Annotated in this window: 24 protein-coding genes; 12 read left to right on the plus strand and 12 right to left on the minus strand. The window is 73.9% G+C overall.

The window, feature by feature from the left end; all coding sequences use genetic code 11:
• The first annotated feature begins 46 nt into the window (after window positions 1-46).
• From ACWD4U_RS08850 to ACWD4U_RS08860, 3 genes are read left to right on the plus strand one after another with little or no spacing between them, the layout of a single operon-like run.
• Window positions 47-1,132 carry a CbiQ family ECF transporter T component gene (locus ACWD4U_RS08850; RefSeq protein ID WP_363458500.1) on the plus strand — a complete coding sequence of 362 codons (1,086 nt, stop codon included), beginning with the start codon at window positions 47-49 and terminating at the stop codon, window positions 1,130-1,132.
• Window positions 1,129-2,925, plus strand: a complete 1,797-nt coding sequence (locus ACWD4U_RS08855) for an ABC transporter ATP-binding protein (RefSeq protein WP_363458418.1) — start codon at window positions 1,129-1,131, stop codon at window positions 2,923-2,925. Before ACWD4U_RS08850 ends, ACWD4U_RS08855 begins: the two co-directional genes overlap by 4 nt.
• Complete coding sequence (locus ACWD4U_RS08860) at window positions 2,922-3,773, plus strand: ECF transporter S component (protein WP_363458420.1); 852 nt, start codon at window positions 2,922-2,924, stop codon at window positions 3,771-3,773. The genes ACWD4U_RS08855 and ACWD4U_RS08860 overlap by 4 nt, the downstream gene beginning before the upstream one ends.
• A gap of 40 nt (window positions 3,774-3,813) precedes the next feature.
• Here ACWD4U_RS08860 and ACWD4U_RS08865 read toward each other — a convergent pair whose 3' ends face one another.
• Window positions 3,814-4,146: an antibiotic biosynthesis monooxygenase family protein gene (locus tag ACWD4U_RS08865; protein WP_363458422.1), complete on the minus strand. Its 333-nt coding sequence runs from the start codon at window positions 4,144-4,146 to the stop codon at window positions 3,814-3,816.
• A gap of 98 nt (window positions 4,147-4,244) precedes the next feature.
• A complete protein-coding gene (locus tag ACWD4U_RS08870) occupies window positions 4,245-4,775 on the minus strand; it encodes an anthrone oxygenase family protein (RefSeq protein ID WP_363458423.1) in 531 nt (176 codons plus the stop codon).
• Between the two features lie 138 nt (window positions 4,776-4,913).
• Between ACWD4U_RS08870 and ACWD4U_RS08875 the strand changes: the two genes are divergently transcribed.
• Window positions 4,914-5,855: an AraC family transcriptional regulator gene (locus ACWD4U_RS08875; RefSeq protein WP_363458425.1), complete on the plus strand. Its 942-nt coding sequence runs from the start codon at window positions 4,914-4,916 to the stop codon at window positions 5,853-5,855.
• A 349-nt stretch (window positions 5,856-6,204) separates the two neighbouring features.
• Window positions 6,205-7,569, plus strand: coding sequence for a peptidoglycan-binding domain-containing protein (locus ACWD4U_RS08880; RefSeq protein WP_363458427.1), 1,365 nt, complete (start codon window positions 6,205-6,207; stop codon window positions 7,567-7,569).
• 73 nt (window positions 7,570-7,642) lie between these two features.
• Here the strand turns inward: ACWD4U_RS08880 and ACWD4U_RS08885 are convergent, their stop codons facing one another.
• The 3 genes from ACWD4U_RS08885 to ACWD4U_RS08895 form a co-directional block, all read right to left on the minus strand.
• Window positions 7,643-8,230, minus strand: a complete 588-nt coding sequence (locus tag ACWD4U_RS08885; RefSeq protein ID WP_363458429.1) for a TMEM165/GDT1 family protein — start codon at window positions 8,228-8,230, stop codon at window positions 7,643-7,645.
• 241 nt (window positions 8,231-8,471) lie between these two features.
• Complete coding sequence (locus ACWD4U_RS08890) at window positions 8,472-9,236, minus strand: ABC transporter permease (protein WP_363458431.1); 765 nt, start codon at window positions 9,234-9,236, stop codon at window positions 8,472-8,474.
• 21 nt (window positions 9,237-9,257) lie between these two features.
• Entirely contained in the window at window positions 9,258-10,862 is a 1,605-nt protein-coding gene (locus ACWD4U_RS08895; protein ID WP_449787146.1) for a dolichyl-phosphate-mannose--protein mannosyltransferase, read from the minus strand.
• Between the two features lie 132 nt (window positions 10,863-10,994).
• Between ACWD4U_RS08895 and ACWD4U_RS08900 the strand changes: the two genes are divergently transcribed.
• The gene (locus ACWD4U_RS08900) at window positions 10,995-12,050 is read left to right on the plus strand and encodes a DNA polymerase III subunit beta family protein (protein ID WP_363458432.1); all 1,056 of its coding nucleotides are present in this window, start codon (window positions 10,995-10,997) and stop codon (window positions 12,048-12,050) included.
• A gap of 58 nt (window positions 12,051-12,108) precedes the next feature.
• On the opposite strand, the gene ACWD4U_RS08905 is transcribed toward ACWD4U_RS08900, so the two are convergent.
• Window positions 12,109-13,383, minus strand: coding sequence for an MFS transporter (locus ACWD4U_RS08905; protein WP_363458434.1), 1,275 nt, complete (start codon window positions 13,381-13,383; stop codon window positions 12,109-12,111).
• Between the two features lie 142 nt (window positions 13,384-13,525).
• Here ACWD4U_RS08905 and ACWD4U_RS08910 point away from each other — a divergent pair, with 142 nt between their 5' ends.
• Window positions 13,526-14,086 carry a MarR family winged helix-turn-helix transcriptional regulator gene (locus tag ACWD4U_RS08910; RefSeq protein ID WP_363458436.1) on the plus strand — a complete coding sequence of 187 codons (561 nt, stop codon included), beginning with the start codon at window positions 13,526-13,528 and terminating at the stop codon, window positions 14,084-14,086.
• A gap of 91 nt (window positions 14,087-14,177) precedes the next feature.
• Here the strand turns inward: ACWD4U_RS08910 and ACWD4U_RS08915 are convergent, their stop codons facing one another.
• The 3 genes from ACWD4U_RS08915 to ACWD4U_RS08925 all read right to left on the minus strand — a co-directional run bounded on the left by ACWD4U_RS08915 (window position 14,178) and on the right by ACWD4U_RS08925 (window position 17,389).
• Entirely contained in the window at window positions 14,178-15,992 is a 1,815-nt protein-coding gene (locus tag ACWD4U_RS08915; RefSeq protein ID WP_363458438.1) for a glycosyl hydrolase family 18 protein, read from the minus strand.
• A gap of 268 nt (window positions 15,993-16,260) precedes the next feature.
• Window positions 16,261-16,791: a hypothetical protein gene (locus tag ACWD4U_RS08920; RefSeq protein ID WP_363458440.1), complete on the minus strand. Its 531-nt coding sequence runs from the start codon at window positions 16,789-16,791 to the stop codon at window positions 16,261-16,263.
• Window positions 16,792-16,825: 34 nt separating this feature from the next.
• On the minus strand, window positions 16,826-17,389 hold the full coding sequence (locus ACWD4U_RS08925; RefSeq protein ID WP_363458442.1) for a DoxX family protein: 564 nt from the start codon (window positions 17,387-17,389) through the stop codon (window positions 16,826-16,828).
• Between the two features lie 112 nt (window positions 17,390-17,501).
• On the opposite strand from ACWD4U_RS08925, the gene ACWD4U_RS08930 reads away from it, so the two are divergent.
• Window positions 17,502-17,819 carry a barstar family protein gene (locus ACWD4U_RS08930; protein ID WP_363458444.1) on the plus strand — a complete coding sequence of 106 codons (318 nt, stop codon included), beginning with the start codon at window positions 17,502-17,504 and terminating at the stop codon, window positions 17,817-17,819.
• A 17-nt stretch (window positions 17,820-17,836) separates the two neighbouring features.
• Window positions 17,837-18,463 (plus strand): MarC family protein, encoded by a 627-nt coding sequence (locus ACWD4U_RS08935; protein ID WP_363458446.1) that lies wholly within the window; start codon window positions 17,837-17,839, stop codon window positions 18,461-18,463.
• A gap of 6 nt (window positions 18,464-18,469) precedes the next feature.
• On the opposite strand, the gene ACWD4U_RS08940 is transcribed toward ACWD4U_RS08935, so the two are convergent.
• On the minus strand, window positions 18,470-18,904 hold the full coding sequence (locus ACWD4U_RS08940) for an Lrp/AsnC family transcriptional regulator (protein WP_363458448.1): 435 nt from the start codon (window positions 18,902-18,904) through the stop codon (window positions 18,470-18,472).
• Between the two features lie 161 nt (window positions 18,905-19,065).
• Between ACWD4U_RS08940 and ACWD4U_RS08945 the strand changes: the two genes are divergently transcribed.
• Together ACWD4U_RS08945 and kynU are read left to right on the plus strand one after the other, a co-directional pair.
• Window positions 19,066-19,893 (plus strand): tryptophan 2,3-dioxygenase, encoded by an 828-nt coding sequence (locus ACWD4U_RS08945; protein ID WP_363458450.1) that lies wholly within the window; start codon window positions 19,066-19,068, stop codon window positions 19,891-19,893.
• Entirely contained in the window at window positions 19,890-21,119 is a 1,230-nt protein-coding gene (kynU, locus tag ACWD4U_RS08950) for a kynureninase (RefSeq protein ID WP_363458452.1), read from the plus strand. The genes ACWD4U_RS08945 and kynU overlap by 4 nt, the downstream gene beginning before the upstream one ends.
• Window positions 21,120-21,186: 67 nt before the next feature.
• Here the strand turns inward: kynU and ACWD4U_RS08955 are convergent, their stop codons facing one another.
• On the minus strand, window positions 21,187-22,590 hold the full coding sequence (locus ACWD4U_RS08955) for a choice-of-anchor A family protein (RefSeq protein ID WP_363458454.1): 1,404 nt from the start codon (window positions 22,588-22,590) through the stop codon (window positions 21,187-21,189).
• Window positions 22,591-22,754: 164 nt separating this feature from the next.
• Here ACWD4U_RS08955 and ACWD4U_RS08960 point away from each other — a divergent pair, with 164 nt between their 5' ends.
• Entirely contained in the window at window positions 22,755-23,411 is a 657-nt protein-coding gene (locus ACWD4U_RS08960) for a 4'-phosphopantetheinyl transferase family protein (protein ID WP_363458456.1), read from the plus strand.
• Window positions 23,412-23,467: 56 nt separating this feature from the next.
• Here the strand turns inward: ACWD4U_RS08960 and ACWD4U_RS08965 are convergent, their stop codons facing one another.
• Window positions 23,468-24,385 (minus strand): SDR family oxidoreductase, encoded by a 918-nt coding sequence (locus ACWD4U_RS08965; RefSeq protein ID WP_363458458.1) that lies wholly within the window; start codon window positions 24,383-24,385, stop codon window positions 23,468-23,470.
• Window positions 24,386-24,422: the final 37 nt, after the last annotated feature.

Genomic DNA, 24,422 nt, shown 5'->3' on the forward strand with positions numbered 1-24,422 from the left:
GGCCGGCCGCCCCACGCCAGCCGCCGCGCGCGACAACTCCCGCGCGGTGCACAGCCGTTCGCTGGTGCGCTCGCTGCACCCCGGTGCCTGGTGGCTGTGGTCGCTGGGCCTGGCCGCGGCGGCGTCCCGGACCACCGAGCCGCTGCTCCTGCTGCTGATCCTGGCGGTCGCGGGCTTCGTGGTGGCGGCGCGCCGCAGCGACGCGCCGTGGTCCCGTTCGTACGGCGCGTTCCTGCGGCTGGGGCTGGCGGTGCTGGCCGCCCGGGTGGTGTTCGCGATCGTGCTGGGCTCCCCGGTCGGCGGCACCCACGTCCTCCTGACGCTTCCTCAACTCCCGCTCCCCGACTGGGCACAGGGGGTGCGGCTGGGCGGTGCGGTGACCCTCGAGGGGGTGCTGTTCGCGCTGTACGAGGGCCTGCGGCTGGCGGTGCTGCTGGCCTGCGTCGGGGCGGCGAACGCGCTGGCCTCGCCGTCCCGGCTGCTGCGCTCGCTGCCGGGCGCGCTGTACGAGGCGGGGGTGGCCGCGGTGGTGGCGATGACCTTCGCGCCGAACCTGGTCGCCGACGTGCGGCGGCTGCGCGCGGCGCGCCGGCTGCGCGGCCGCTCCGACCGCGGGGTGCGGGCGGTGCTGTCGGTCGGACTGCCGGTGCTGGAGGGGGCGTTGGAGCGTTCGGTGGCCCTGGCCGCGGCGATGGACACCCGCGGCTTCGGCCGCACCGCGGACGTCCCGCGCGCGGTGCTGCGCACCGGCGGGGCGCTGACCCTGCTGGGGCTGCTCGGGGTGGGCTGCGGGACGTTCGGGCTGCTCTCCCAGGGCAGCCATCCGTGGGCGCTGCCGGTGCTGCTGGCCGGAGCGGGCGCGAGCGCGGCCGGACTGGCGCTCGGCGGCCGGCGGTCCGTCAGGACCCGCTACCGGCCGGACCCGTGGGCACTGCCGGAATGGCTGACCGCCGCCTCGGGGGTCCTGGTCGCGGCGGCGCTGATCGGCTACGCGAGCCGCTACCCGGAGGCGCTCACCCCGTCCGTCGTCCCGCCGACCGCGCCCCGCCTGCCGCTGCTGCCCGCCGCGGCGGTGCTGCTCGGCCTGCTGCCCGCCTTCGTCACCCCCGAGCCGCCCCGGAGCACCCGGTGATCACCTTCGAACAGGTCAGTGTCCACTACGCCGACGCGGCCGAACCCGCCCTGCGCGGCGTCGACCTGACCGTGCCGGAGGGCGAACTCTGCCTACTGGTCGGCCCGTCCGGCGCCGGCAAGTCGACGCTGCTGGGCACGGTCTGCGGGCTGGTCCCGCACTTCACCGGCGGCACCCTCACCGGACGGGTCACCGTCGGCGGCCGGGACACCCGCGACCACCGGCCGCGCGACCTCGCCGACCTGGTCGGCACGGTCGGGCAGGACCCGGCCGGACACTTCGTCACCGACACGGTGGAGGAGGAACTCGCCTACGGCATGGAGTCGTTGGGCCTGGCCCCGGCGGTGATGCGGCGCCGGGTGGAGGAGACCCTCGACCTGCTGGGCCTGGCCGACCTGCGCGGCCGGGCGCTCTCCACCCTCTCCGGCGGGCAGCGCCAGCGGGTGGCGATCGGCTCGGTGCTGACCGTCCACCCCAAGGTGCTGGTGCTGGACGAGCCGACCTCGGCGCTCGACCCGGGCGCGGCGGAGGAGGTGCTGGCCGTGCTGCAGCGGCTGGTGCACGACCTCGGCACCACGGTGCTGCTCTCCGAGCACCGCCTGGAACGCGTCATCCAGTACGCCGACCAGGTGCTGCTGATCCCCGGCCCCGGCGAGCCCCCGGTCCTCGGCGACCCCGCCACCCTCATGGCCCGCTCCCCCGTCCGCCCCCCGGTCGTCGACCTCGGCCGCCTGGCCGGCTGGTCCCCGCTCCCCCTCACCATCCGCGACGCCCGCCGCCAAGCCCCCACCCTCCACCACCGCCTCCGCCCCGACACACCCTCGACGCCCTCCCGCCCCGCCGCCGCAGGCACACCCACCGGCCAACTCCCGCCCGCCGCACCCGACAAGCCGTCACTCCTACGCCGCCGCAAGCCCCTCCCAAAGACCCCACCCCCGCCCGCCGCAGGCGAACCCGTCGCCGCCGCACCCGACAAGCCGTCACTCCTACGCCGCCGCAGGCCCCTCCCAAAGACCCCACCCCCGCCCGCCGCAGGCGAACCCGTCGCCCTGGCCGCCCGGCTGGTGGTCTCCCGGGGCCCCGTGGCAGCGCTTCGCGGGGTCGAACTCGCCCTGTTCCCCGGCGAGATCACCGCGTTGATGGGCCGCAACGGGGCGGGCAAGTCCACCCTGCTGGGCGCCCTGGTCGGGCTGCACGCCCCCACCTCCGGCACCGTCCGGATCGCCGGGCTGACGCCGCACAAGTCCCGCCCCCGCGAGCTGATCCGCACCGTCGGCCTGGTGCCGCAGGACCCGCGCGACCTGTTGTACGCGGAGAGCGTCGCCGAGGAGTGCGCCGCCGCCGACGCGGACGCCGGCGCCGAGCCGGGCACCTGCCGGGCGCTGCTCGCCGGCCTGCTGCCGGGCATCGCGGACGGCACCCACCCGCGCGACCTGTCCGAGGGCCAGCGGCTCACCCTCGCGCTGGCCGTGGTGCTGACGGCCCGTCCGCCGGTGCTGCTGCTGGACGAGCCGACCCGCGGTCTGGACTACGCGGCCAAGGCCCGGCTGGTGACCACGCTGCGCGCGCTCGCCACCGAGGGCCACGCCGTCCTGCTGGCCACCCACGACGTCGAACTGGCCGCCGAACTCGCCGACCGTACGGCCGTGTTGGCCGAGGGCGAGATCGTCGCGGACGGCCCGACCGCCGAGGTGGTGCTGGCCTCGCCGACCTTCGCCCCGCAGACCGCCAAGATCCTCCCGCCGTACCTGACCGTCGCCGAGGTCGCCGCCGCCCTGGAGCCGCCCCGATGAACCGCCGGCTCCCCGGGACGCCCGCGCTCCCGCCGTCCGCCCTCGCCCGCCCGGTCCCGCTCGGCCGCAGCTCGCTGCTCACGCTGGCGCTGGTCTCCGCGGTGGGCGTGGCCGCGTTCGGCTGGCCGCTGCTCGCGGCCCGCGGGTCCGACCTGGTCGGGCACTCCGCGGACGCGCCGTGGCTGTTCGCCCTGCTGCTGCCGCTGCTGCTGGCGGTCGCCGTGGCGCAGCTGTCCGAGGGCCGGGCGGCGACCGGCGCGCCGGGGCTGGACGCCAAGGCGGTGGCGATGCTCGGGGTGCTCGCGGCGGCGGGTGCGGCGCTGCGTCCGCTCGGTGCGGGCACCGCCGGGCTGGAGCCGATGTTCTTCCTGATGGTGCTCGCGGGGCGGGCCCTCGGCCCGGGCTTCGGGTTCGTGCTGGGCGCGCTGTCGATGTTCGCCTCGGGTCTGCTGACCGGCGGGGTGGGCCCGTGGCTGCCGTTCCAGATGCTGGCGATGGGGTGGGTGTGCCTGGGCGCGGGCCTGCTCCCCGGCGCGGCCCGGCTGCGCGGCCGCCGCGAGCAGTTGCTGCTGGCGGGCTACGGGGCGCTGTCCGCGGTCGGCTACGGCACCGTGATGAACCTGCAGGGCTGGCCGTACATCGGCGGGTTGAGCACCGCGATCTCCTTCGTGCCGGGCGATCCGCTGGGCGCCAACCTGGCCCGGTTCGCGGTGTACTGCCTGACCACCTCGCTGGGTTGGGACCTGCCGCGGGCCGCGCTGACCGCCGTGCTCTGCCTGACCGTCGGCGGGCCGCTGCTGCGCACCCTGCGCCGGGCCACCCGCCGCGCCGCCTTCACCCCGCGCTGAGGCCGCCGCGGAGCCGGCGGCCTCGTCCGCGGACGGACCGTCAGCCCTGCTTCGGGCCGGTCGACTGGACCACCTCGAAGGACCACAGCGTGGAGTCGCTGGCCGCCGGACGCTTCGGCGCCTCGCCGCCCTCGGGCGCGGGCCGGTGCGCGGACTGCATCGGGCCGGACATCCAGGCCTGGAACGCGTCCTCGCTGGCCCAGCGGGTGTACACCAGGTACTGGTCGGTGCCCTCGACCGGTCGCAGCAGCTCGAACCACTCGAAGCCGTCGGAGTTCTCCACCGCCCCGGCGCGAGAGGCGAAACGCTGCTCCAGCGTCTCGCGCATCTCCGCCGGAACCGTCAGCACGTTGATCTTCACCACGCTGGCCATCGGGGGGCCGCCTCTCGTCGTCGGACACTCGGTCACTGCTCCGGTAGCAGTCTGCTACACCTCACGCCCGCCGCACTGCTCCCGTCCTGCGGTGCCGGTCAGACGGCCGAGCTGCGCCCGGCCACCACCAGCGCCCACGTCAGGCACCCGAACGCGGCCGTCGAGGCGACCGCCCGGACCACGTTCCAACGCACCCACACGTCCTCGAACGCCGCCCGCACCGCCGCCGGGTCGGCCAGCCGGTCGGGTGCGCCGGCCGCTGCCAACTTGTCGTTGAGCGGGACGTTCACCGTCCCGGTGATCACCAGCATCACCAGGTACAGCACCGCCGCCGCGCCGATCCACGGCAGCGCCGTCCGGTCGCCGCCGCGCCACTGCAGGATCCCGGCGAGCACGATCAGCACCAGCGCGCCGAGGAAGGTCAGCATGAACCACCCGTTCAGGATGGCCACGTTGATCCGCTGCATGGTGTCGACGAACGCCCGGTCCTCGACCTTCGCCAGACCCGGCATCACCGAGCAGGCGTAGGAGTAGAAGAGTCCCGCGCTCAGTCCGGTCGTGAGCACCGCCCCGACCAGCGCCACCGTTCGAAGAACCGCTATGCCCCGTGCCCCCGTTCGCATCTCCATGACACCCAGTCAACTCGCGCCGGCCGTCACGAGCCATGGCCGAGGCGCTCGTTGCCATGCGCGAGCGTCCAGATCGGACGGACCGTCAGCCCGGAACCGGGCTGCGGACCGGAAGTCGACGGCCGTACGCTGACCGCCATGGACGCCCTCGCCGCACTGCTCACCGGCCCGCGCGCCCAGGGGGCGTTCCTGCTGCGGTCGGTGTTCGATCCGCCGTGGTCGGTGCGGATCGCGGACCGCGCGCCGCTCACCCTGCTCACCATGGTCCGCGGCGACGGCTGGATCGTCCCGGACGACACGCCGCCCGTCCCGCTGCGCACCGGCGACCTGGCGATCGTCCGCGGCCCCGAGCCGTACACCGTCGCCGACCGTCCGGACACCGCGCCGCTGGTGGTGGTGCACCCCGGGCAGGTCTCCACCACGCCGGACGGCGAGGGCATGTGCGAGACGCTCGACCAGGGCGTGCGCACCTGGGGCAGCGCGCCGGACGCCTCGACGGTGCTGATCAGCGGCACCTACCAGCTGCACGGCGAGGTCAGCGGACGGCTGCTGCGCGCCCTCCCGCAGGTGCTGCGGCTGCCCGCCGCGGAGTGGGACTCGCCGCTGGTCCCGCTGCTGGAGGCCGAGATCGGCCACGACCGGCCCGGGCAGGAGGTGGTCCTGGACCGGCTGCTCGACCTGCTGCTGATCTCCGCCCTGCGCGGCCACTTCGCCCGCGACGCCGCCCACGCACCCGTCTGGTACCGGGCCCACGGCGACCCGGTGGTCGGCCCCGCGCTCTCCCTGCTGCACGCCGACCCCGCCCGCGCCTGGACGGTCCACGGACTCGCCGCCGAGGTCGGCGTCTCCCGGGCCGCACTGGCCCGCCGCTTCACCGACCTGGTCGGCGAACCCCCGATGTCCTACCTCACCGACTGGCGCCTCGCCCACGCCGCCGACCTCCTCACCGAACCCGACGCCACCCTCGACGCCGTCGCCCGCCGGGTCGGCTACGGCAGCGGCTTCGCCCTCAGCGCCGCCTTCAAACGCGTCCGCGGCATCAGCCCCCACCATCACCGCACCGGGACCGCGCCGCTCTAGGGCCTGTCTTCACACTCCCGTCTGCCCCACGCCGCCTGGCACGCACTCTCGCCGCACCGGGCGAAAGCCCAAGTACACCCAGTACGAGGGCTTCCGCGCGGCACGCCGAGAGCACGCACCAGACGACGCGGGGCTGCGACGGCAGTGTGAAGACAGGCCCTAGCGCACGCCCCGCCCGGTGCGTGGGCCGTCCCCCGCACCGTCAACTGAGCATTCACCCACCGTTCATACCGTCCAATTGCCCATCAAATCGGACAACAGCCCCGCGCCGACCCGGGCATCCCTGTTGCCCCAAGGATTGCTCCTGCATAATCACCCCGTTCGATTCCGACCCGAGGAGGACCGGCCCATGCCGGCAGAGCGCTGCCCCCGCTGCGGCACGGCACGGACGGCCGGCCGCTGCGCGTGCGGCGCGCCCTCCGCCACCGAGCAGACCGCGCTCCTGCCCCCGCTGGACGGCGGCCCGCCGCTGGTCCGCCCGTACGTGGCCGTCACGCCGGTGGTGGAGGCCGCGGACTCGTCCGTCGACCCGTTCGCGACCCGGATCGCCCCTGCGGTGCACCCGATCACCGCCCCGCCGGTCCAGCCGATCGTCGCCGCGCCGCAGGCGCCCTCGCGCCCGCCGGTGCAACCGCTCGTCAACTCGCCCGCGCCACAGGCACCGGCCCCGCCCGTCCAGCAGGTCCCGCCCCGGCCGATGGCTCCGCCGCCCCCGCCGGCGCAGCCGCCGGCCGTGCCGCAGGCCGCCTCGCCATTCGGCCCGCCGCCCGCGCAGTCGGCGCCGGCCGCCGCGGAGACCCAGCTGCTGCCGCCGGTCTCGGGCCGGTTCGTGCCGACCCCGCCGCCCGAGGCGCCGACCCAGCTGGCTCTCGGCCGGGTGACGCCGACTCAGCTCCCTCCGCAGTTCTCGCCCCAGGTCCCGCCGCAGTTCCCGGCCCAGGTGTCGCCGCAGGCCGGCCCGCCGCCGCTCGAGGTGCAGCCGCCGGGCGCCGCCGAGGCGACCCAGCTGATCACGCTCGACGGGGCCGAGGAGTGGTCCGCGCAACGCGGCGAGGACCTCGGCATGTTCACCTTCCGGGACGAGAGCGCCACCGCGGCGCTCAGCCGTTCCGAGCGCCGCGAGTTGCGCCAGCAGAGCGCCGACCGCAGACGCCTGGTGATCGCCGGCGGCGCGGTCGGCCTGGCCGCGCTCGGCGCCAGCCTGGCGATGCTGCTGTCGTCCTCCCCCGCGCCGGTCGACAACGCGCTGCCCGCCCCGACCGGGCCCGCGCCGACCTCGCCCGCGGACCCCTCGCCCTCCCAGGCGCCGTCCAGCGAGAGCGCCGCCTCCCCGTCGGCGTCGTCGGCCTCCCCGTCGCGCACCTCGGCCCGCCCCACCCAGGCGACCACCAAGGCGGCCGCCCCGCCGGCGCAGACCAGCGCCGCGCCGCCGTCCTCGGCCGCACCGTCCTCGGCCGCACCGAGCAGCTCGGCCCCGCCGGCCGTCCTGAAGCGCGGCGACAGCGGCCCCGAGGTGGTCAAGATGCAGCGCCTGCTGATGGCGGCGTACTGCAACAACATCGGCCCGCTCGACTCCGAGCCGAACTTCGGCTACTGGACCGAGAGCACGCTGGCCAGGTTCCAGCGCTCGCACAAGATCAAGGGCGAGGACAACGTGTACGGCCCGAACACCCGCATCGCCCTGGAGGCCGCGGCCGCCAACCCGGACTGCTGACGGTCCGTCACCCGCGCACGCATGCGGAAGGCCGGCCGGGAGTTCCCGACCGGCCTTCGCCGTACGGCACCCGTCAGCCGGTGATCGCCTTGAACAGGCTGAACGCGGCCAGGCAGGCCATCGCCAGCGCGGCGACCCGCACGATCACCTTCATCGGCACGTGCTGCAGCAGCTTCTGCCCGCCGACGATGGCGACGCCGCCGACCGCGCACAGCGCCAGCCACGCGCCGAGGCCGACCGCCAGCGGATCGGCGTACTTGGCGGCCAGGTTGGCGGTCATGATCTGGGTGAGGTCGCCGAACTCGGCGACCGCGACGATGACGAAGCTGGTGCCCGCCACCTTGCGGAAGGTGTTGTCGGCGGGCTCCTTGCCCTCGTGGCCGTCGTCCTCCTCGTCCTTGTGCCAGAGCAGCATCGCCGCGCCGACCAGGAAGAGCACGCCGGTGACGCCCTCCACCCAGCGCTGCGGCAGCTGCGCGAGCAGGCTGCCGGCCACCAGGGCGAGGGCGACCTGCAGGGCGAAGGCCGCGGCGATGCCGACGAACACGTAGGAGGCCCGGTACTTGGTGCCGAGGACGAGGCTGGCCAGGGCGGTCTTGTCGGGTAGTTCGGCGAGGAAGATGATGCCGAACGTCAGCGCGGCGATGGTCAGGCTGTTCATCGGGGGCGAAGGTCTCTCGGTCTCGGGCCGCCTGGCCGTGAGCCACCTCTGCAGGGGACGCCTCGGCCCGACAGCACTGGTTCATGGTCACAGCACTGCGGCCGAAGGTCTCGCCGACACCCCGTGAGGTGCCCCGGGCGCCGGGCACGTCCGCGGGGGACGGGCCAGTATGTCGACGGTCCGGTGGAGGGCTACTCCCCTTCAACGACGCCCAGCCTACCGGACGGCCCGTCCGCCCCGGTCACCCGCCCAGCCGTCCCCGTCCGACCAGTTCCAGCACCACGGTGACCGCCACCGCCTCCACCGCCAGCAGCGCGACCAGCACGAACAGTTGCACCGCCCCGGCCTGCACCGGCGTGGCCCCGCCGAGCAGCATGCCGACGAACGCCCCGGGCAGCGTGACCAGGCCCACGGTGCGGGTCTGGTCGAGGGCCGGGACCAGTGAGGTGGCGGCGGCGGTGCGGCAGATCTCCAGCCGGGCGTCGCGGTCCTCGAAGCCCAGCGCCAGCGCGGCCTCCACCTCGCCGCGCCGGACCCGCAGTTCGTCCAGGGCCCGGCGCCCGGCCAGCGAGGTCGCGGTGAGCGCCCCGCCGATCAGGATGCCCGCGACCGGGATCACGCTCAGCCCGTGCGGCGGCAGCAGCCCGGTGGCCGCCAGCAGGAGCAGCACCGGCGCCACCCCGGCGGCGATCGGCGCCGCCGCCCACGCCCACTCCCAGCGGCCCGCGCCGGGGCTGCCCTCCAGCACCCGCCGTCCGGCGGTGCGCACCGCCACCGCGAACATCAGCAGCACGAACAGCACCGACGTCCACAGCGAGCGCACCACGCAGGCGATCACCAGCGCGACCACCGCGAGCTGCACCGCCGCCCGCACCCCGGCCCGCAGCACCGCCCGCCCGTGGCCCAGCCCGCCGCGTCCGGCCACCAGCGCGGCCGCCGCCAGCAGCACCGCACAGGCCACCCCGAGCGCCGGCGTCACCGGCAGCAGTTGTCCGCCACCACTCACCGCGTACCCCCTCACGGTCCGTCAGATCCAGCTGGTGAACCACATCCGGGCACGCCACTCGGACATCGGGATCACCTCCGCCGTGTACAGGGGATAGAAGAACGCGAAACAGCCGACGATGGCCAGCACGATCAGTCCCGCCCCCGCGGCCCCCCAGGCCCGGCGGCGCGGCGGGCAGCCGTCCGGTCCGAGCATCGCCCCCAGCATCTGGGTGACCGCCAGACACAGGAACGGCACCAACAGCACCATGTAGAAGGAGAAGATGGTCCGCTGCTGGTACTGGAACCAGGGCAGGTAGATCCCGGCCACCGCGGCGAGCACCGCACCCGACCGCCAGTCGCGGCGGAAGAACCACCGGTACAGCACGTACGCCAGCGCGAAGCAGGACGCCCACCACAGCAGCGGCGTGCCCAGCGCCAGGATCTGGCTCGCGCACCCCTCCCTGGAGGTGCAGCCGCGCTGCCCGTCCGGCACCTGCTCCCAGTACATCGAGACCGGCCGGCCCTGGACGAGCCAGCTCCACGGGTTGGACTGGTAGGTGTGCGGGGACGACAGGCCGGTGTTGAAGTCGTACATCTGCGCGTGGAAGTGCCACAGGCTGCGCAGCGGCGCGGGCACCCAGCTCATCGACACCTGCGGCAGCGGGACGTCCACCACGGGGGTGCGCGGCGGGGACAGCCCGGCCCGGCCGTCCGCCCAGTGCCGGTCGTAGCCGCCGCCGGTCGCGAGCCAGCCGCTCCACGAGGCGGCGTAGACCACCAGGGCGCTGCCCACCATGGACAGCGCGGCGGGCCACAGGTCACGGCGCAGCGTCGACCGCCACGAGCGGTACGCCCCGGCGGCGCGCCGCCCCGCCCGGTCCCACAGCAGGGTCAGCACCGTGAACACCGCGAGGATCTGCAACCCGTTCCACTTCACCGCGCAGGCCGCCCCCAGCAGCACGCCCGCCGACAGCCGCCACGGCCGCAGGCCCAGCCGTACCTGGTCGGCCGCCGCTCCACCCTCCGCGCGGGCGGCCCGCAGCACCGCGCGGGCGTGGTCCCGGTCGATCAGCAGGCATCCGAACGCGGCCAGCACGAAGAACGCCGACACCCCGTCCAGCAGCCCGACCCGGCTCATCACGAACTGCAGGCCGTCGACGCTCAGCAGCAGCGCAGCCACGCACCCCAGCAGCGTCGAGCGCAGCAGCCGCCGTCCGATCCGCGCCAGCATCAGCACGCTCAGGCCGCCCAGCACCGCGACCACGATCCGCCAGCCGAACGGGTGCAGTCCCCAGAGCTGCTCGCCGATCCCGATCACCCACTTGCCCAGCGGCGGGTGCGCCACGAACGCCGGCGCCTGGCTGAGCGGGATGATCTGCGGCACGCCCAGGATCAGCTGGTTGGCGTTGTCCGGCCAGACCGACTCGTACCCCTGCTCCCACAGCGACCAGGCGTCCTTCGGGTAGTACGTCTCGTCGAACACGAACGCGTTCGGGTACGGCAGGTCCCACAGCCGCAGCACCGCCGCGAACACCGCCACCCCGACGGGCCCCCACCACCGCCAGCGGTCCCGCGCCCCGACCACCTGCGCGGCCCGCCCCGCCACCACCCGATCGACGACCGCCTGCGCCAATACCCTCGCCACCCACGAATTGACGGAATGTCCGATATATCCGCATCCTATCGGCGCACCGCCGGGGGTCCGGGGAACTGCCCGTGTCCCTGCCCGCCGCTACCGTTTGACCCTCGACCAGGTCGAGGGGCCAGGGTCAGGGACGTGGAGAGCACCATGCACAGCATCGGCGAGACGGCCCGGGCCAGTGGGCTGGGCGTGAGCGCGCTGCGGTTCTACGACGGCGCGGGCGTGTTCGTCCCGGCCCGCACCGATCCGGTGACCGGCTACCGCTGGTACGCGCCGGAGCAGCTGCCGCAGGCCCGCCTGCTGGGCCGGCTGCGCCGGGTCGGCCTGCCGCTGGCCGGCCTCGCCCGGGTCCTGCACGGGAGTCGGGAGGAGGCCCGGGCCGAGCTGGACGCGCACCTGCGGCGGCTGGAGGACGGCCTCGCCGATGCCCGCCGGGAGCTCTCCGCGGTCCGCGACCTGCTCGACTCGAGGGAGTCCCCCATGCCCCAGACCCTGCTGACCGTCCCGGCGGCCAAGCTCGCCGCCGCCCTGGACGCCGTACGCTTCGCCGCTCCCGCGGACACCGCGCTGCCCGCCGTCGCCGGCATCTACCTCGACGCCGAGGGCGACACCGTCCGCCTGGTCGCCACCGACCGCTACCGGCTCGCGGTCGCCGAGTGCCCGGCCACCCTCGACGGCCCGGCCGTCGGCGCGCTGCTGCCGACCGCCCTGACGGACGCCGCCCGCGCCCTGCTGAACGACGCCGAGGACGCCGAACTCCTGGTCACCGAGCGGCAGTTCACCATCCGAGCGGCCGGCCGCGAACTGACCGGCGAGCGCCTCGACCACGACTTCCCGGACTACCGCCGCCTGCTGCGCCTGGAGCCCACCCACCGCCTCACCCTGACCGCCGACCAGCTGCACGCCCAGCTCGCCGCCGCCGAAGCCGCTGCCGGAGGCTCCACCGGCACCCGCTCGGCCGACGACGCCGACCACCCGGTCACCACGCTCACCGCGACCGGCGCCGACGCCCTCCCCGGCGTCGCCTCCCCCGCCGACCTGCTGGTCCACGTCAACCGGGACTTCCTCCTGGAGGCCGTCGGCCGGGCCGACCAGCTCGTCCTCGAACTCGGCGGCCCGATCGCCCCGCTCGCCATCCGCTTCCCCACCCGGGAGGACACCTTCTCCCTGCTGATGCCCATCGCCCGCTGACCCCGCGAACGCCGAAGGGCCCGCCCGATCGGGCGGGCCCTTCGCACGGCGGTGTGCCTCAGGCCGCCGTGCGCAGCTCGGCCATCTCGCGCTGCGGAACGGACAGCACCCGCACGTTGTCCTGAGCGGGCGTCAGGTGGCCACGCAGGCGCATCGCCAGGGCGACGATCAGCAGCGTGCACAGCGCCATCGCGGCGAGGTACAGCGGCCAGGTGCCGGAGCCGACCAGCAGGACGCCGACCGCGGGGCCGACCGCGACGGCGATCTGCTTCACCAGCGCGTAGCCGGAGTTGTAGGTGCCGAGCAGGCGCGCGGGGGCCAGGTCGGCGACGATCGGGCCCATGGTCGGGGCGAGCAGCGACTCGCCGACGCCGAACAGGGCGTAGATCGCGACGACGGCCACGGTCGCGGCGGCGGCCTCGGAGCGGATCAGCCCGGCCAGCAGGGCCATCGCCCAGGCGGCCAGCCAGACCACGCCGGCGGCGGCCATCGCGGTGGTGCGGCGGCGGCGCTCGGTGATCCGGACGACGAACATCTGCAGCAGCACGATGGTCAGCGCGTTGGCGCCGATCGCGATGCCGAGGGTGGACGGCGCGGTGCCGACGGTGTCGGTGGCGAAGGCCGCGACGCCGGACTCGAACTGCCCGTAGCAGGTGAAGAAGATCAGCCCGGCGAGCAGGCACAGCCGCAGCATCGCCTTGTCGGCGACCAGCGCGCGCAGGCCGCCGCCCTTGCCGGACGCCCCGGGCCCGCCGGCCTCGACCACCGCGGCGGGTATCCGTGCGGTGCCGGTGACGGCGGCCAGGCCGAGGAAGGTGAGCGCCTCGATGGTGAACAGCCGGGTCAGGCTGGCCGGGTCCGCGACGTCGACGATCTGCCCGCCGACCAGCGCGCCGATGCCCATGCCCAGGTTGACCAGGGTGAACTGCAGGGCGAAGGCGCGCGAGCGCTCGGTCCGGCCGGTGCAGCGGACGATCATCGTGGCGAGCGCGGGCTGGCAGGTGGTGACGCCCGCGCCGAACAGGAAGGAGGAGACCAGCAGGGCCGGTGTGGACTGCGCCTGCCCGAACGCGAACGCCCCGGTGGCGGCCATCGCCGCACCGGCCAGCAGCACCGGCCTCGGCCCGTACCGGTCGATGCCGCGGCCGGTGAACGGCAGCACGGCGAGCGCGGCCAGCGCGAACACGGTGAACACCGCGCCGGCCGCGGCGGTGCCGAGGCCCCGCACCTGGTCCACGTACACGAACATGTACGGCATGGTGAAGCCGCTGCCGAACGCGCTGAGCGCGTTGCCGATCTGGACGCGACGCAGTCGGCCGCCCCACTCCTTCACTTGGCACCCCTCTGGGAAGACTCCGAAGCCGGACCGGTGGGCCCTGGCTTTACCCCGTAAGATTTCAGACCTAAAGTCTAAGGGTTGGAACCTTAACGCGTCAAAGGCTTAACAACTGCACGATGCGTGGAAGAATGACGGTATGAGCGCACGCAGAGCGGAGCCCGCCCCCGCGCCGGAACTCGGCATCGCCGAGCAGGTGGCCGTCTACCAGCGGGAATTCCCCACCGTGGACCCCCAGGTGGAGACCATCGTCTCCACCCTCTCCCGGCTCGCCCGGCGGATGAACGTGGCGTACAGCCGGCAGCTGGCCACCCTCGGCATCACCTCCGCCGAGTGGGAGGTGCTCAAGGCCCTGGTGATCTCCGGCCAGCCGTACCAGCTGGGCCCGGGCGAGCTGGCCAAGCGGCTCGGCCTGACCCCGGCGGCGATGACCCACCGGATCGACCGGATGGTGACCGAGGGCCTGGTCACCCGGGAGCGCGACGAGGCCAACCGGGTGCGGGTGATCATCGAGCTGACGCCCGAGGGCCGCGACAAGTGGCTCGAACTGATGCGGATGGCGGCCGTCTTCGAGGCCGAGCTGCTGCAGGACATCGCCCCGGAGCTCCGCCCGGAGCTGTCCGCGATGCTCACCCGGATGCTGCGCCGCATCGAGGAGACCCAGCCGGACGCCCTCGGCCGCACCGCCGACCTGGACTGACGGCGCGTCGGAACGCCGACGAGGGGCGCGGGGAGATCACTCTCCCCGCGCCCCTCGCTGCGTTCAGCGGATCAGGCGCTCCGACTCAGGGTCAGCAGGCGCCGTTGTCCGCCCAGACGCCCCACTGGCCGCTCAGGGTCGGGTCCTCGTTCAGGGTCCACCACTTGTTGGTGTAGTAGTGGCCCTTCCAGGAGACCTTGGTCGCCGTGGCGTAGGTGGTGGTGGCGCTCCAGCTCGGCGCACCGGAGCAGGTGCCGGTCGAGGCCGAGGCGGACGGGCTGGCCGACTGCGAGGCGGACGCGGACGGGCTGGCCGACTGCGAAGCCGAGGCGGAGGGCGACGGGCTGGTCGACTGCGAGGCCGAGGCCGACGGGCTGGCCGACTGGGTCGGGGCCGGGCAGGACGCGGCGGAGCCGTTGGTCGCGGTCACCATCTTGTCGAACAGGCCGGTCTGGGTGCCCAGGTCGTACATCGAGAAGGCGAAGGAGCCGCCGAGGCCGTTGCAGTGCGCGTAGTCCAGCTTGGCCTGGATCGACTGGGCGTTCTCGCCGCTCCAGAAGGTGGTGCCGTCGTAGAAGTACGCGGCCTTCGCGGCGTCGTCCCAGTAGGTGTAGGCCGGGTTGTCGACGAAGCCGTTGAGCTCCTTGAACATCCGGATGCCGTTGACGTTGCCGGACATGGCGGCGCCGGTGGCCGGGCCGGTCGCGGTCTGGAACAGGCCGTGGTTGGCGCCGGCGGTGACGCCGGTCCAGCCGCGGTAGTAGAACGGGATGCCGACGTTGATCTTCTTCGCCGGGAAGCCGCCGGGGATGCCGTACTGCGGGTCACCCACGGTGTAGGCCTTGATGGCGCTGTCCACCGAGTACTTGCCGTTGCCGCCCGGAACCGGGGTCATCGGGTCGTTCGGGTTGTTGTAGATCGGCGCCTGGTGGTTGGTCGGGCCCTGGGCCTCCCAACCGCCGTGCATGTCGTAGGTCATGATGTCCAGGAACGTCAGGTACTGGCCGATCTTGTCGGTCTCGACGTTCTTGATCTTGTCCTGGCCGGCGCCGACCGCGGCCGTCAGGCCGTAGGTCTTGCTGTCCGCGGTGCCCTGGGTGTTGAGCTGGCTGCGGAACTCGGCGAGCAGCGCGGTGAAGTTCTGCTTGTCGGCCGCGGCCGCGTGGTTGCCGGTGTGGCCGCCGCCGCCCGGGTACTCCCAGTCCAGGTCGAAGCCGTCGAAGATGCCGGCCGCGGTGCCCGCGCCGCCGTAGCCGCCCTGGGAGGGCAGGTTGCCCTTGAGGAACATGTCGACGCAGGACGACACGAACTTCTTGCGGGAGGCGTCGTTGGCCGCGACGTCGGAGAAGTACTTCGAGTAGGTCCAGCCGCCGATGGAGAGCAGGACCTTCAGGTTCGGGTTCTTCGCCTTCAGCTTCTTGAGCTGGTTGAAGTTGCCGACGATCGGCTGGTTCCAGGTGTCCGCGACGCCGTCCACCGAGGTGTTGGTGTCGAAGGTCTTCTGGTAGTCGGCGAAGGAGTCGCCCGCACCGTCGCCCGCGTTCGGGTCGTCCTCGTTCTGCGACGCGGCCTTGTTGGCCTCGAAACAGGTCAGGTTGGTGGGGTCGATGTTCGCGAAGTCGTAGATCAGGTAGTCGAGCTTGGACGCCGCGCCGGTGTCGTTCAGCGTCTTCAGGTAGTAGGCGTTGCTGTAGATCGACCACTGGTCGAAGTAGGCGACCTTGATGCCGCCGCTGGTCGCCGGGGCGCCGGTGGAGTTGGTCGCGGCGGCCTGGGCGGTGGCACCGCCGGTCAGCGCGAGGGCACCGCCGAGCAGCAGCGAGGCCGCGGTGCCGGCCGCGAGGGCCGCCACACTCTTCGGCCGGCGCCGCGAGCGCGGCTGCTGGGTGGGAACGGAACGAAGCATGGCTGCGTGACTCCTGGTTGTGGGGGTCCTGCCGGGCCCGGGTTGCGCTCCGTGCGAGGTGGGGTCGCACAGCCAGGGGCATGACAGGGGAATCGAGCGTTGGCCTGCACAAATGCCAGGTACAGATATGCCGAACCGGCGCCGGTGGTATGGACCACCGGCGCCGGCCCAGGGGCTCCCTGCACCTGCCAAGTAAAATGGACTAGACCAACTCGACCGTCAAGAGCGGGATCTGACGCTTACGCCACGCTTAAGGTTCGGTGTCCGCTCAGTACCGCACGGCGTTCGCCACCACTGGCGTCACCGTGCCGGTCAGGGTGCGGTTGCTCCGCGCCGTGGCCTGCGCAGTCGCCCCGACGGCGGTCTCCGGCACGGTCACCACGGCGGCGTCGAGCAGGTTTCCGGACGCGTCGTCGAAGTTGACCTGAATCGTGTACTTGCCGGGCTGGGTCCCGTGGTTCACCACCGTCACCGGCACGGTCACCTTGCCGTCGGAGTCGGTGGCCGGGCTGCCCAGGGTGACGTCGGTCTTGGCGTCCAGTCCGCCCTTCACGCCCGCCAGGGCCGAGGAGGCACCGGCCAGCGCGGAGGACGCCGCCCCGGTCAGCGCCGAGGAGGCGGCGGAGGCCAGCCCGCTGGCGGCCGAGTTCGCCGCCGAGCCGATCGCCGACTGGGCGCTCTGCAGCACCGAGGAGACCGCGGGGGACGGCGAGCCGTCCGAGGAGCACCCGGTCACCGCCGCGCCGCCCAACAGCACGGCCGCCGCCCCGGTGGCGGCGGCCCGCATCGATCGCTTCATCGCTGTCTTCCGTTCGTTTCGGTGTGTCCGGCGCTCAGGAGAGCCCGGAGCCCATCTCGCGCGCCGCGTCGTCCGCGGCCCGCGCCTCCCGGCGGCGCACCTCGTCCTGCCGGCGGGTCACCACCGAGGCGGCGCCCAGCGCGCTCGCCGCGAACGCCAGCACGCCCAGCCACGGGCGGTCGAAGGCGTGGCCGAGCGCGTGGTCCAGCGAGTAGCGGCCGGCCCCGGCGATGCCCAGGGCCAGGCCGCAGGCGCCGATCAGCGCCGGGTACTCGTAGCCGCCGCCGTGGGCGAAGAAGCCGGCCGGGGCGTGCACCGAGATGGCGCCCGCCATCGTCCCGGCGACGATCGAGCCCGCCGCCGGGGTGGCCAGGCCCAGCGCGAGCATCGCCCCGCCGCCGGCCTCGCCGAGGCCCGCGGCCAGGGCGCTCTGCCGGCCCGGCTGGAAGCCCATGTGCTCCATCGCCTGGGCGGTGCCCTCCAGGCCACCGCCGCCGAACCAGCCGAACAGCTTCTGCGTGCCGTGCGCGAACAGGACGCCGCCGACGGCGCCGCGCAACGCCAGCAGCCCGAGATCCTTGCGGTGCAGACAGGTCATGGTGTGGCCCCCGTAGGGAGAGAAGACAAGTAGGGTCCATCCCAACGCGCCCGCCGCCGCCGCTCGACCCGGCGAAGCCATCCGGGCGACCCGCGCACTCGCAGGGAGAGCGATGCCCACCGCAGCCGAGCCGCCCGAGTACCGCCTGCACGGCGAGCGCGTCGCCGACGAACCCGCCTTCTGGACCGAGCTCGGCCGCGCCGTCGGCGCCCCCGACGGCTACTACGGCCGCAACCTGGACGCCCTCGCCGACTGCCTGCGCGGCGGCTTCGGCCCCGAGCCGCCGTTCACCCTGGTCTGGCAGCGGGCCGAGGCCTCCGCCCGGGCGCTCGCCCGCCGGGTGGCCGACCCAGAGGGCGGCGAGACTTCGTACTTCGACGCGATTCTCGACGTGCTGCGCCAGGGTGGCGTCACCGTCCGGCTGCGCTGACGACCCATCATGGGCGCATGCCGGCGATCAACCTGAGCACCGTCTTCATCACCTTCTTCGCCGTGGTCGGCCCGCCCAAGGTGCTGCTGGCCTTCGCCCACGTCAGCCAGACCCGGACCATCGCCGAACTGCGCAAGCTCACCCTGGTCAGCTCGTTCATCGCGGCCCTGGTCGGCATCGTGATGACCTACACCGCGGACTTCGTCACCGCGCTGTTCCACGTCTCCGACCAGTCGCTGCAGATCGCCGGCGGAGTGATCTTCTTCATCTACGCGGTGGCGCTGGTGCTCGGCATCCACCTCGGCGGCGGCGCCGACGAGGGGCACCTGGCCAACCCGCTGGCGGACGGCATCCGGGAACTGCTGCTGCCCTTCGTGGCCAGCCCGCTGGCGATCACCGCACTGCTCGTCGAGTCGCTCAACCACGACACCTTCGAGTGGCACTCCGCGGTCGCCGCGATGTACGTCTCGGTGATCGCCCTGGACTGCGCCGCCGTGCTGCTGCTCGCCCCGCTGCTCAAGTGGAGCCGCCGCACCTCCCTGGAGGTGATCTCCCGGCTGCTCGGCCTGCTGCTCGCGGCGGTCGGCGTCGAGCTGGTGCTGTACGGGCTGGAGGGCCTGGGCGTGCCCTTCGCCGAGCACTGACGCCGGTCAGGAGGCCGCGATCGGCCGCCACGGCACCGGGCTGGAGAGGATCATCGAACTGGTCGGCTGCCCGTAGCCGCCGAGCCGGTCGGTGAGGCGCTCGAAGGCCGCCATGTCGGGCACCCCGACCAGCAGCACGCAGCAGGCGCCGCCGGTGACCCGGTGCAGCTGGAACACCTCCGGCCAGGACGCCACCGCGGGGTCGCGCAGCACGCAGCGCACCCCGTAGCACTGCACCGTCACCAGCGCCATCACCGCGGCGCCGGCCTTCGCCGGGTCCAGGTGGGCGTGGTACCCGGTGATCACCCCGTCCGCCTCCAGCCGGCGCACCCGCTCGGCCACCGCCGGGGCGGACAGGTTTACCCGGCGGGAGAGCTCGTTGTAGGACAGGCGGGCGTCCGCCTGGAGTTCGGCGAGCAGCAGGCGGTCCACCGCGTCCATCGGGCGTCCTTTGCGTTCATGAGGCGAATGGGCCTGGGGAGCTTGCGATCGGCAACCCGGTTGGCCCATCGGGGGTCCGTCGCCCATTCAAGACCAGCCGGTAGCGCCGCACAATGGTGGCGCCGGCCGCACCCTGGCCGCACCGATCAGGAGGAGCCCGCATGAACGGGGAAGCCCACCGGCCGAATCTCTCGTTCCGGCCCGCGCACGAACCCGGCGGGGCCACCCCGTACGCCCGGTACGTCCGGCTCGCCGAGCTGCACGCCCTGCAGCAGCCGCGCAGCAAGGAACCCGCCGAGTACACCTTCATCGTCGCCACCCAGGTGATGGAGCTGCTCTTCGACCTGCTGCACCGCGAGTGGACGGGCGCCCAGCAGGCGCTGCGCGAGGACGACCTGACCGGCACGCTGGCCGCGCTGCGCCGCGGCGCGTACGTCCAGGACGTGCTGACCGAGTCCTGGGACCTGCTGGCCACCATGACGCCGGCCGAGTTCAACTCCTTCCGCCCGGTGCTCGGCGAGGCGTCCGGGTTCCAGTCCTCGGCGTTCCTGCGGCTGGAGTTCCTGCTCGGCAACAAGAGCGAGGGCCTGCTGCGGATGTACCAGGACTCCCCCGCCGAGTACGACGAGCTGTCCGCCGCGCTGCGCGCCCCCAGCCTGTACGACGACGCGCTGGCCTTCCTCGGCCGCCGCGGGCTGCCGATATCCGGGCAGCCGGAGCAGGGCCGCCACCGGCACGACCCGGCGGTCGAGTCCGCCTGGCTGGCCGTCTACGCCGACCCCGAACTCGCCGACCTGGCGCGGCTCGGCGAGGCCCTGCTGGACACCGCCGAGCGGGTCACCCGCTGGCGCCAGCGGCACTACGCCGCGGTGAAGCGCACCATGGGCGCCAAGCCCGGCACCGGCGGCTCCTCCGGCCTCAACTGGCTGAAGCAGGCCGCCGACCAGGACGTCTTCCCGGAACTGTGGACCGTCAGGAACGAACTGTGACCCCCACCCGCGAGGAGTGCGCGGCGCTCGACGCCGCCGACCCGCTGCACCCGCTGCGCGCCGAGTTCACGCTGCCCGAGGGCGTGCTCTACCTGGACGGCAACTCGCTCGGCGCGCTGCCCCGCCGCACCCCCGGCCACCTCGCCGAGGTGGTCGCCGAGGAGTGGGGCCGCGGCCTGATCCGCAGCTGGAACGAGGCCGGCTGGTTCGAGCAGCCCGGCCGGCTCGGCGACCGGATCGGCGCCCACCTGCTCGGCGCCGCCGCCGGGCAGACCGTGGTCTGCGACTCCACCTCGGTCAACCTGTTCAAGGTGCTCGGCGCGGCGCTGCGGCTGCGCCCCGGCCGCCCCGCCGTCCTGGCCGAACGGCACGCCTTCCCCACCGACCTGTACATCACCGACGGCGTCGCCGAGCTGTACCCCGGCACCCGCCCGGTGCTGCTGGACTCCGCCGCCGACCTGGACGCCGCGCTCGGCCCGGACACCGCCGTGGTGCTGCTCTCGCACGTCGACTACCGCACCGGCGAACTCCTCGACATGGCGGCGATCACCGAACGCGTCCACCGCGCGGGCGCCCTGATGGTCTGGGACCTGTGCCACACCGCCGGCGCGCTGCCGATCGAACTCGACGCGTCGGGCGTCGACTTCGCGGTCGGCTGCGGCTACAAGTACCTCAACGGCGGCCCCGGCGCGCCCGCCTTCCTGTACGCCGCGCACCGCCACCACGCCGAGGCCCGCCAGCCGCTCACCGGCTGGTTCGGCCACGCCCGGCAGTTCGACTTCGAGCCCGGCTACCGCCCCGCCGAGGGCATCACCCGCTTCCTCACCGGCACCCCGCCGATCCTCGGCCTGGCCGCCCTGGAGTCCTCCCTCGACGTGTGGGAGAAGGCCGAGATCACCGCGGTCCGGACGAAGAGCCTGGAACTCACCGCGCTCTTCACGGACCTGGTCGAACCGCTCGGCCTGGACGTCGTGACGCCCCGTCAGCCGGAACTCCGCGGCAGCCAGGTGGCCCTGCGCCACCCCGACGGCTTCGCCGTGGTCCAGGCGCTGATCGCCCGCGGCGTGATCGGCGACTTCCGCGCCCCCGACCTGATGCGCTTCGGCTTCACCCCGCTCTACCTCAGCCGGGTCGACGTCTTCGACGCCGCCGAGGCGTTGCGCGAGGTGCTCACGAGCGAGGAGTGGCGCGAGGGGCGCTTCGCCCGCCGCGGCGCGGTCACCTGACGACGCGACGGCCGCGGTCCACCGGACCGCGGCCGCACCCTCCGGGGCTGTCAGTCCTGACGAGCCGTCAGCTGTGGCGGCCCCGGCGGGCCAGCGCGACCACGCCGAGCCCGAGGCCCAGCAGCACCGCGGCGGCCCCGGCCGCCGGCGCGACCAGGCTGTCACCGGTGCTCGGCAGCGGCGGACCGACCGGCGTCGACGAGGAGCGCGAGGCGCTCGGCGATGCCGGGGCCGACTCCGAGGGCGAGGGCCCGGTGCTCCGGCTCGGCGACGGGCTGGGGCTCGGGCTCGGGGAGTCGCTGGGCGACGGGCCCGGGCTGGTGCTGTCGCTCGGGGAGGGGCTCGGGCTGTCGCTGGGCGACGGGCTCGGGCTCCACGAGTCGCTCGGGGACGGGGACGGCGAGGGGCTGGTGCAGACCGGCAGGTCGCCGTCGAACGGGTAGTTGTGGATCTCGGTGCCGGCGGAACCTTCCTGCACCAGGTTGCCCGCCAGGTAGACCCGGCCGTTGTTGCCCGGGCCGGAGAGGGTCATGGTGCCCGCCGGGTTGCCGGTCATCACCGAGCCCTGGAACTGCGCGCCGCCGGTGATCGTGGCGTCGGCCGAGGTCGGGAAGTTCCACATCAGGCGGGAGCGCAGCCCCGTCACCGGGTCGCCGTCCAGGCCGGTGCCGGTGTTGGTCCTGATCAGCACCGGGCCCGTTCCGGTCATGTTGACGATCACCGTCGCCCCGGCCGGAATCCCGGCGAACACCAGGTCCGCCGCCGCGTTCGCGGAGCCGATGTCGTTCGGCACGTCGAACACCTGCCGGGCGCTGGTGCCGTCGCCGGTGAAGGTGTACAGGTTGCCCTGCTGGGTCACCGTTCCGGTGGCGGTCTGCCGGGCCATGCAGGCCGAGTGGCCCTCGATGATCGCGGTCAGGCCGGTGAACTGGCCGATCGCCGCCGGGTCGTGCCGGGTCCGGCCGTCCGGGGCGAGGTTGGTGGCGCCGGTCAGCGTGGTGCCGTAGACCAGGTTGCCCCAGACCGTCTTCGGGGTCAGGTCGCTGCCGCCGAGCAGGAGCGTGTTGCCGGTGCGAACGTCCACGGCCTGACCGACCGTCACGTGGTCGGTGCCGCTCGGCGGGGTGACCCGCGAACCGACGCCCACCACGCCCATGTTGAAGCTGCCGCCGCCGTCCTTGTCGATCGTCAGGCTACCCACCGTGACGATCTTCCCCTCGGCCTCGGCGGCCCGGCCCCGCGCCGTGTAGTTCCCGCCGACGTAGATGTTGATCGTGCCGTCCTCGCCGGTGAAGTTCCCGTTGTGCGGCGGCGGGTACGGCGACGGGCAGGTACCGGAACACGGCCCGAGCGGCGGCGCCAGCTGGTCGGCCTGGCCGATCGCCGCCGGCGTCACCAGCGGCGCGGCCGTCAGCGCTCCCACCACCGCCAGCCTGACCAGCGAACTCTTGGTACGGACGCCGTGTCGCACGGACACCCCTCTCGTTGACGATGGGTCACAGGCAGCGGACATCGTCAGCAAAAGGTGCTCCCGCAGCGGTAGGCCGGATGTCACTCCCGCGACGCGCCGAAAGCCATTCGAACGGACTAGCGTGATGTCCCGTCAGCAAGGCCCCTGCAGGCAAAGGAGATCCGGTGTCCGACCATCCGCTCGCCATGCTCGCCACCAGCGGCGAGGTACTGGCCAGGCCCGAAGCCGACGAACGCCTGCTCACCCCGGTCGAACGCGAGCGCGCCGACCGCTTCCACCGCCCGGGCGACCGCGAGGACTACGTCGCCGCGCACCTGCTCATCCGGTTCTGCGCCGCCGCGCACCTCGGCATCGACCCCGCGGACGTCGACTTCGGCCAGCAGTGCCCCGGTTGCGGCCAGACCGGCCACGGCCGCCCGCTGCTCACCGACCGCCCCGGCACCCACCTCAGCCTCTCCCACACCGGCGGCACCATCGCCGCCGCGGCCGGCCCCGTCCCGATCGGCGTCGACGTCGAACACCTCGGCCCGCGCGCCTCCGACCCCTCCCACCTCGACCGCGTCCTCACCCCCGCCGAAGCCGAACTGGTCCGCAACCACCCCGACCCCGGCCGCGCCTTCCTCCGGCTCTGGGTCCGCAAGGAAGCCCTGATCAAGCTCGGCCGCGCCACCCTCGACACCCTCGACACCATCGACTTCTCCGACCTCCCCCTGGACCCGCCCCTCCACCACCGCCACGGCGACCTCCACCTCCTCGAACTCACCACCCCCAAAGCCCTCTTCACCGCCGCGGCAACACTCCCGATCACCCTTGGCCGATAGGGGCCCCGGCCCCTGGGGGCCGGGGGCGGAACGGCGGGAGTGCGTGGCGGCGGGTGTCAGCGGTAGTCGGCGGGATCGGGGGCGGCGTCCGGCTCCTCCGCGGCGAGCATGAACGCCCAGCAGTCGGGGCGGGAGCCGTCCAGGTCGGTGAAGCCGTACGCGCGGGCGAGTTCGGCGCTGGAGGTGGAGCGGCCGTTCCAGCGGGCCCGGTCGGGGGCGGCGGCCAGGTGGGCGACCGCGCGGCCGACGTAGCCGGGCGACTCGGAGATCCCGAACTGCGGTTCCCGGGCGAGTGCTTCGCGCCAGGTGGGCTCGGTGACGCCGTAGTGCTCCAGCATCAGTTCGGAGCGCATCCAGCCCGGGGTGAGGGCGACGGCGGTCGCGCCGCGCGGGCCCAGTTCGTGACCGAGGGCGAAGGCCATCCGCAGCACGGACGCCTTGGCCAGGTCGTAGAAGAAGGAGACCCGGTAGCGGGTGGCGTTGTAGGCGGCGGTGCCGTCGGTCATCTCCACCACCAGCCCGCCGGGTCGGCGCAGCAGCAGCGGGAGCAGGTGGTGGCTGGTGATCGCATGGGTATCCACGGCCCGGTGCAGGAGCTTCAGGCCGCGGTCGAGGTCGTCCTCCCAGAGCGCCTTGTCCCAGGCGAAGTTGCCCTCGCCGCCCCAGATGTCGTTGACCAGCACGTCGAGGCGGCCCTGTTCGGCGTCGATCCGGGCGGCCAGGGCGCCGACCTGTGCGGGGACGCTGTGGTCGGTCCGGACCGGGATGCCCAGGCCGCCGGCCTCGGTGACCAGGTCGGCGGTCTGCTCCAGGGTCTCCGGGCGGTCGTACTCGGAGCGGTGGCCCTCGGCGGAGCGGCCGGTGACGTAGACGGTGGCCCCCGCCGCGCCGAGCTGGACGGCGATCGCCCGGCCCGCGCCCCGGGTGCCGCCGGCGACCAGGGCGACCTTGCCGGTCAGTGGCTGGGTGGACATGGAGACCTCCGGGGTGCTCGACAGTCGGTGTCAGGAC

It is taken from the genome of Kitasatospora sp. NPDC002522 (genome assembly GCF_053595195.1).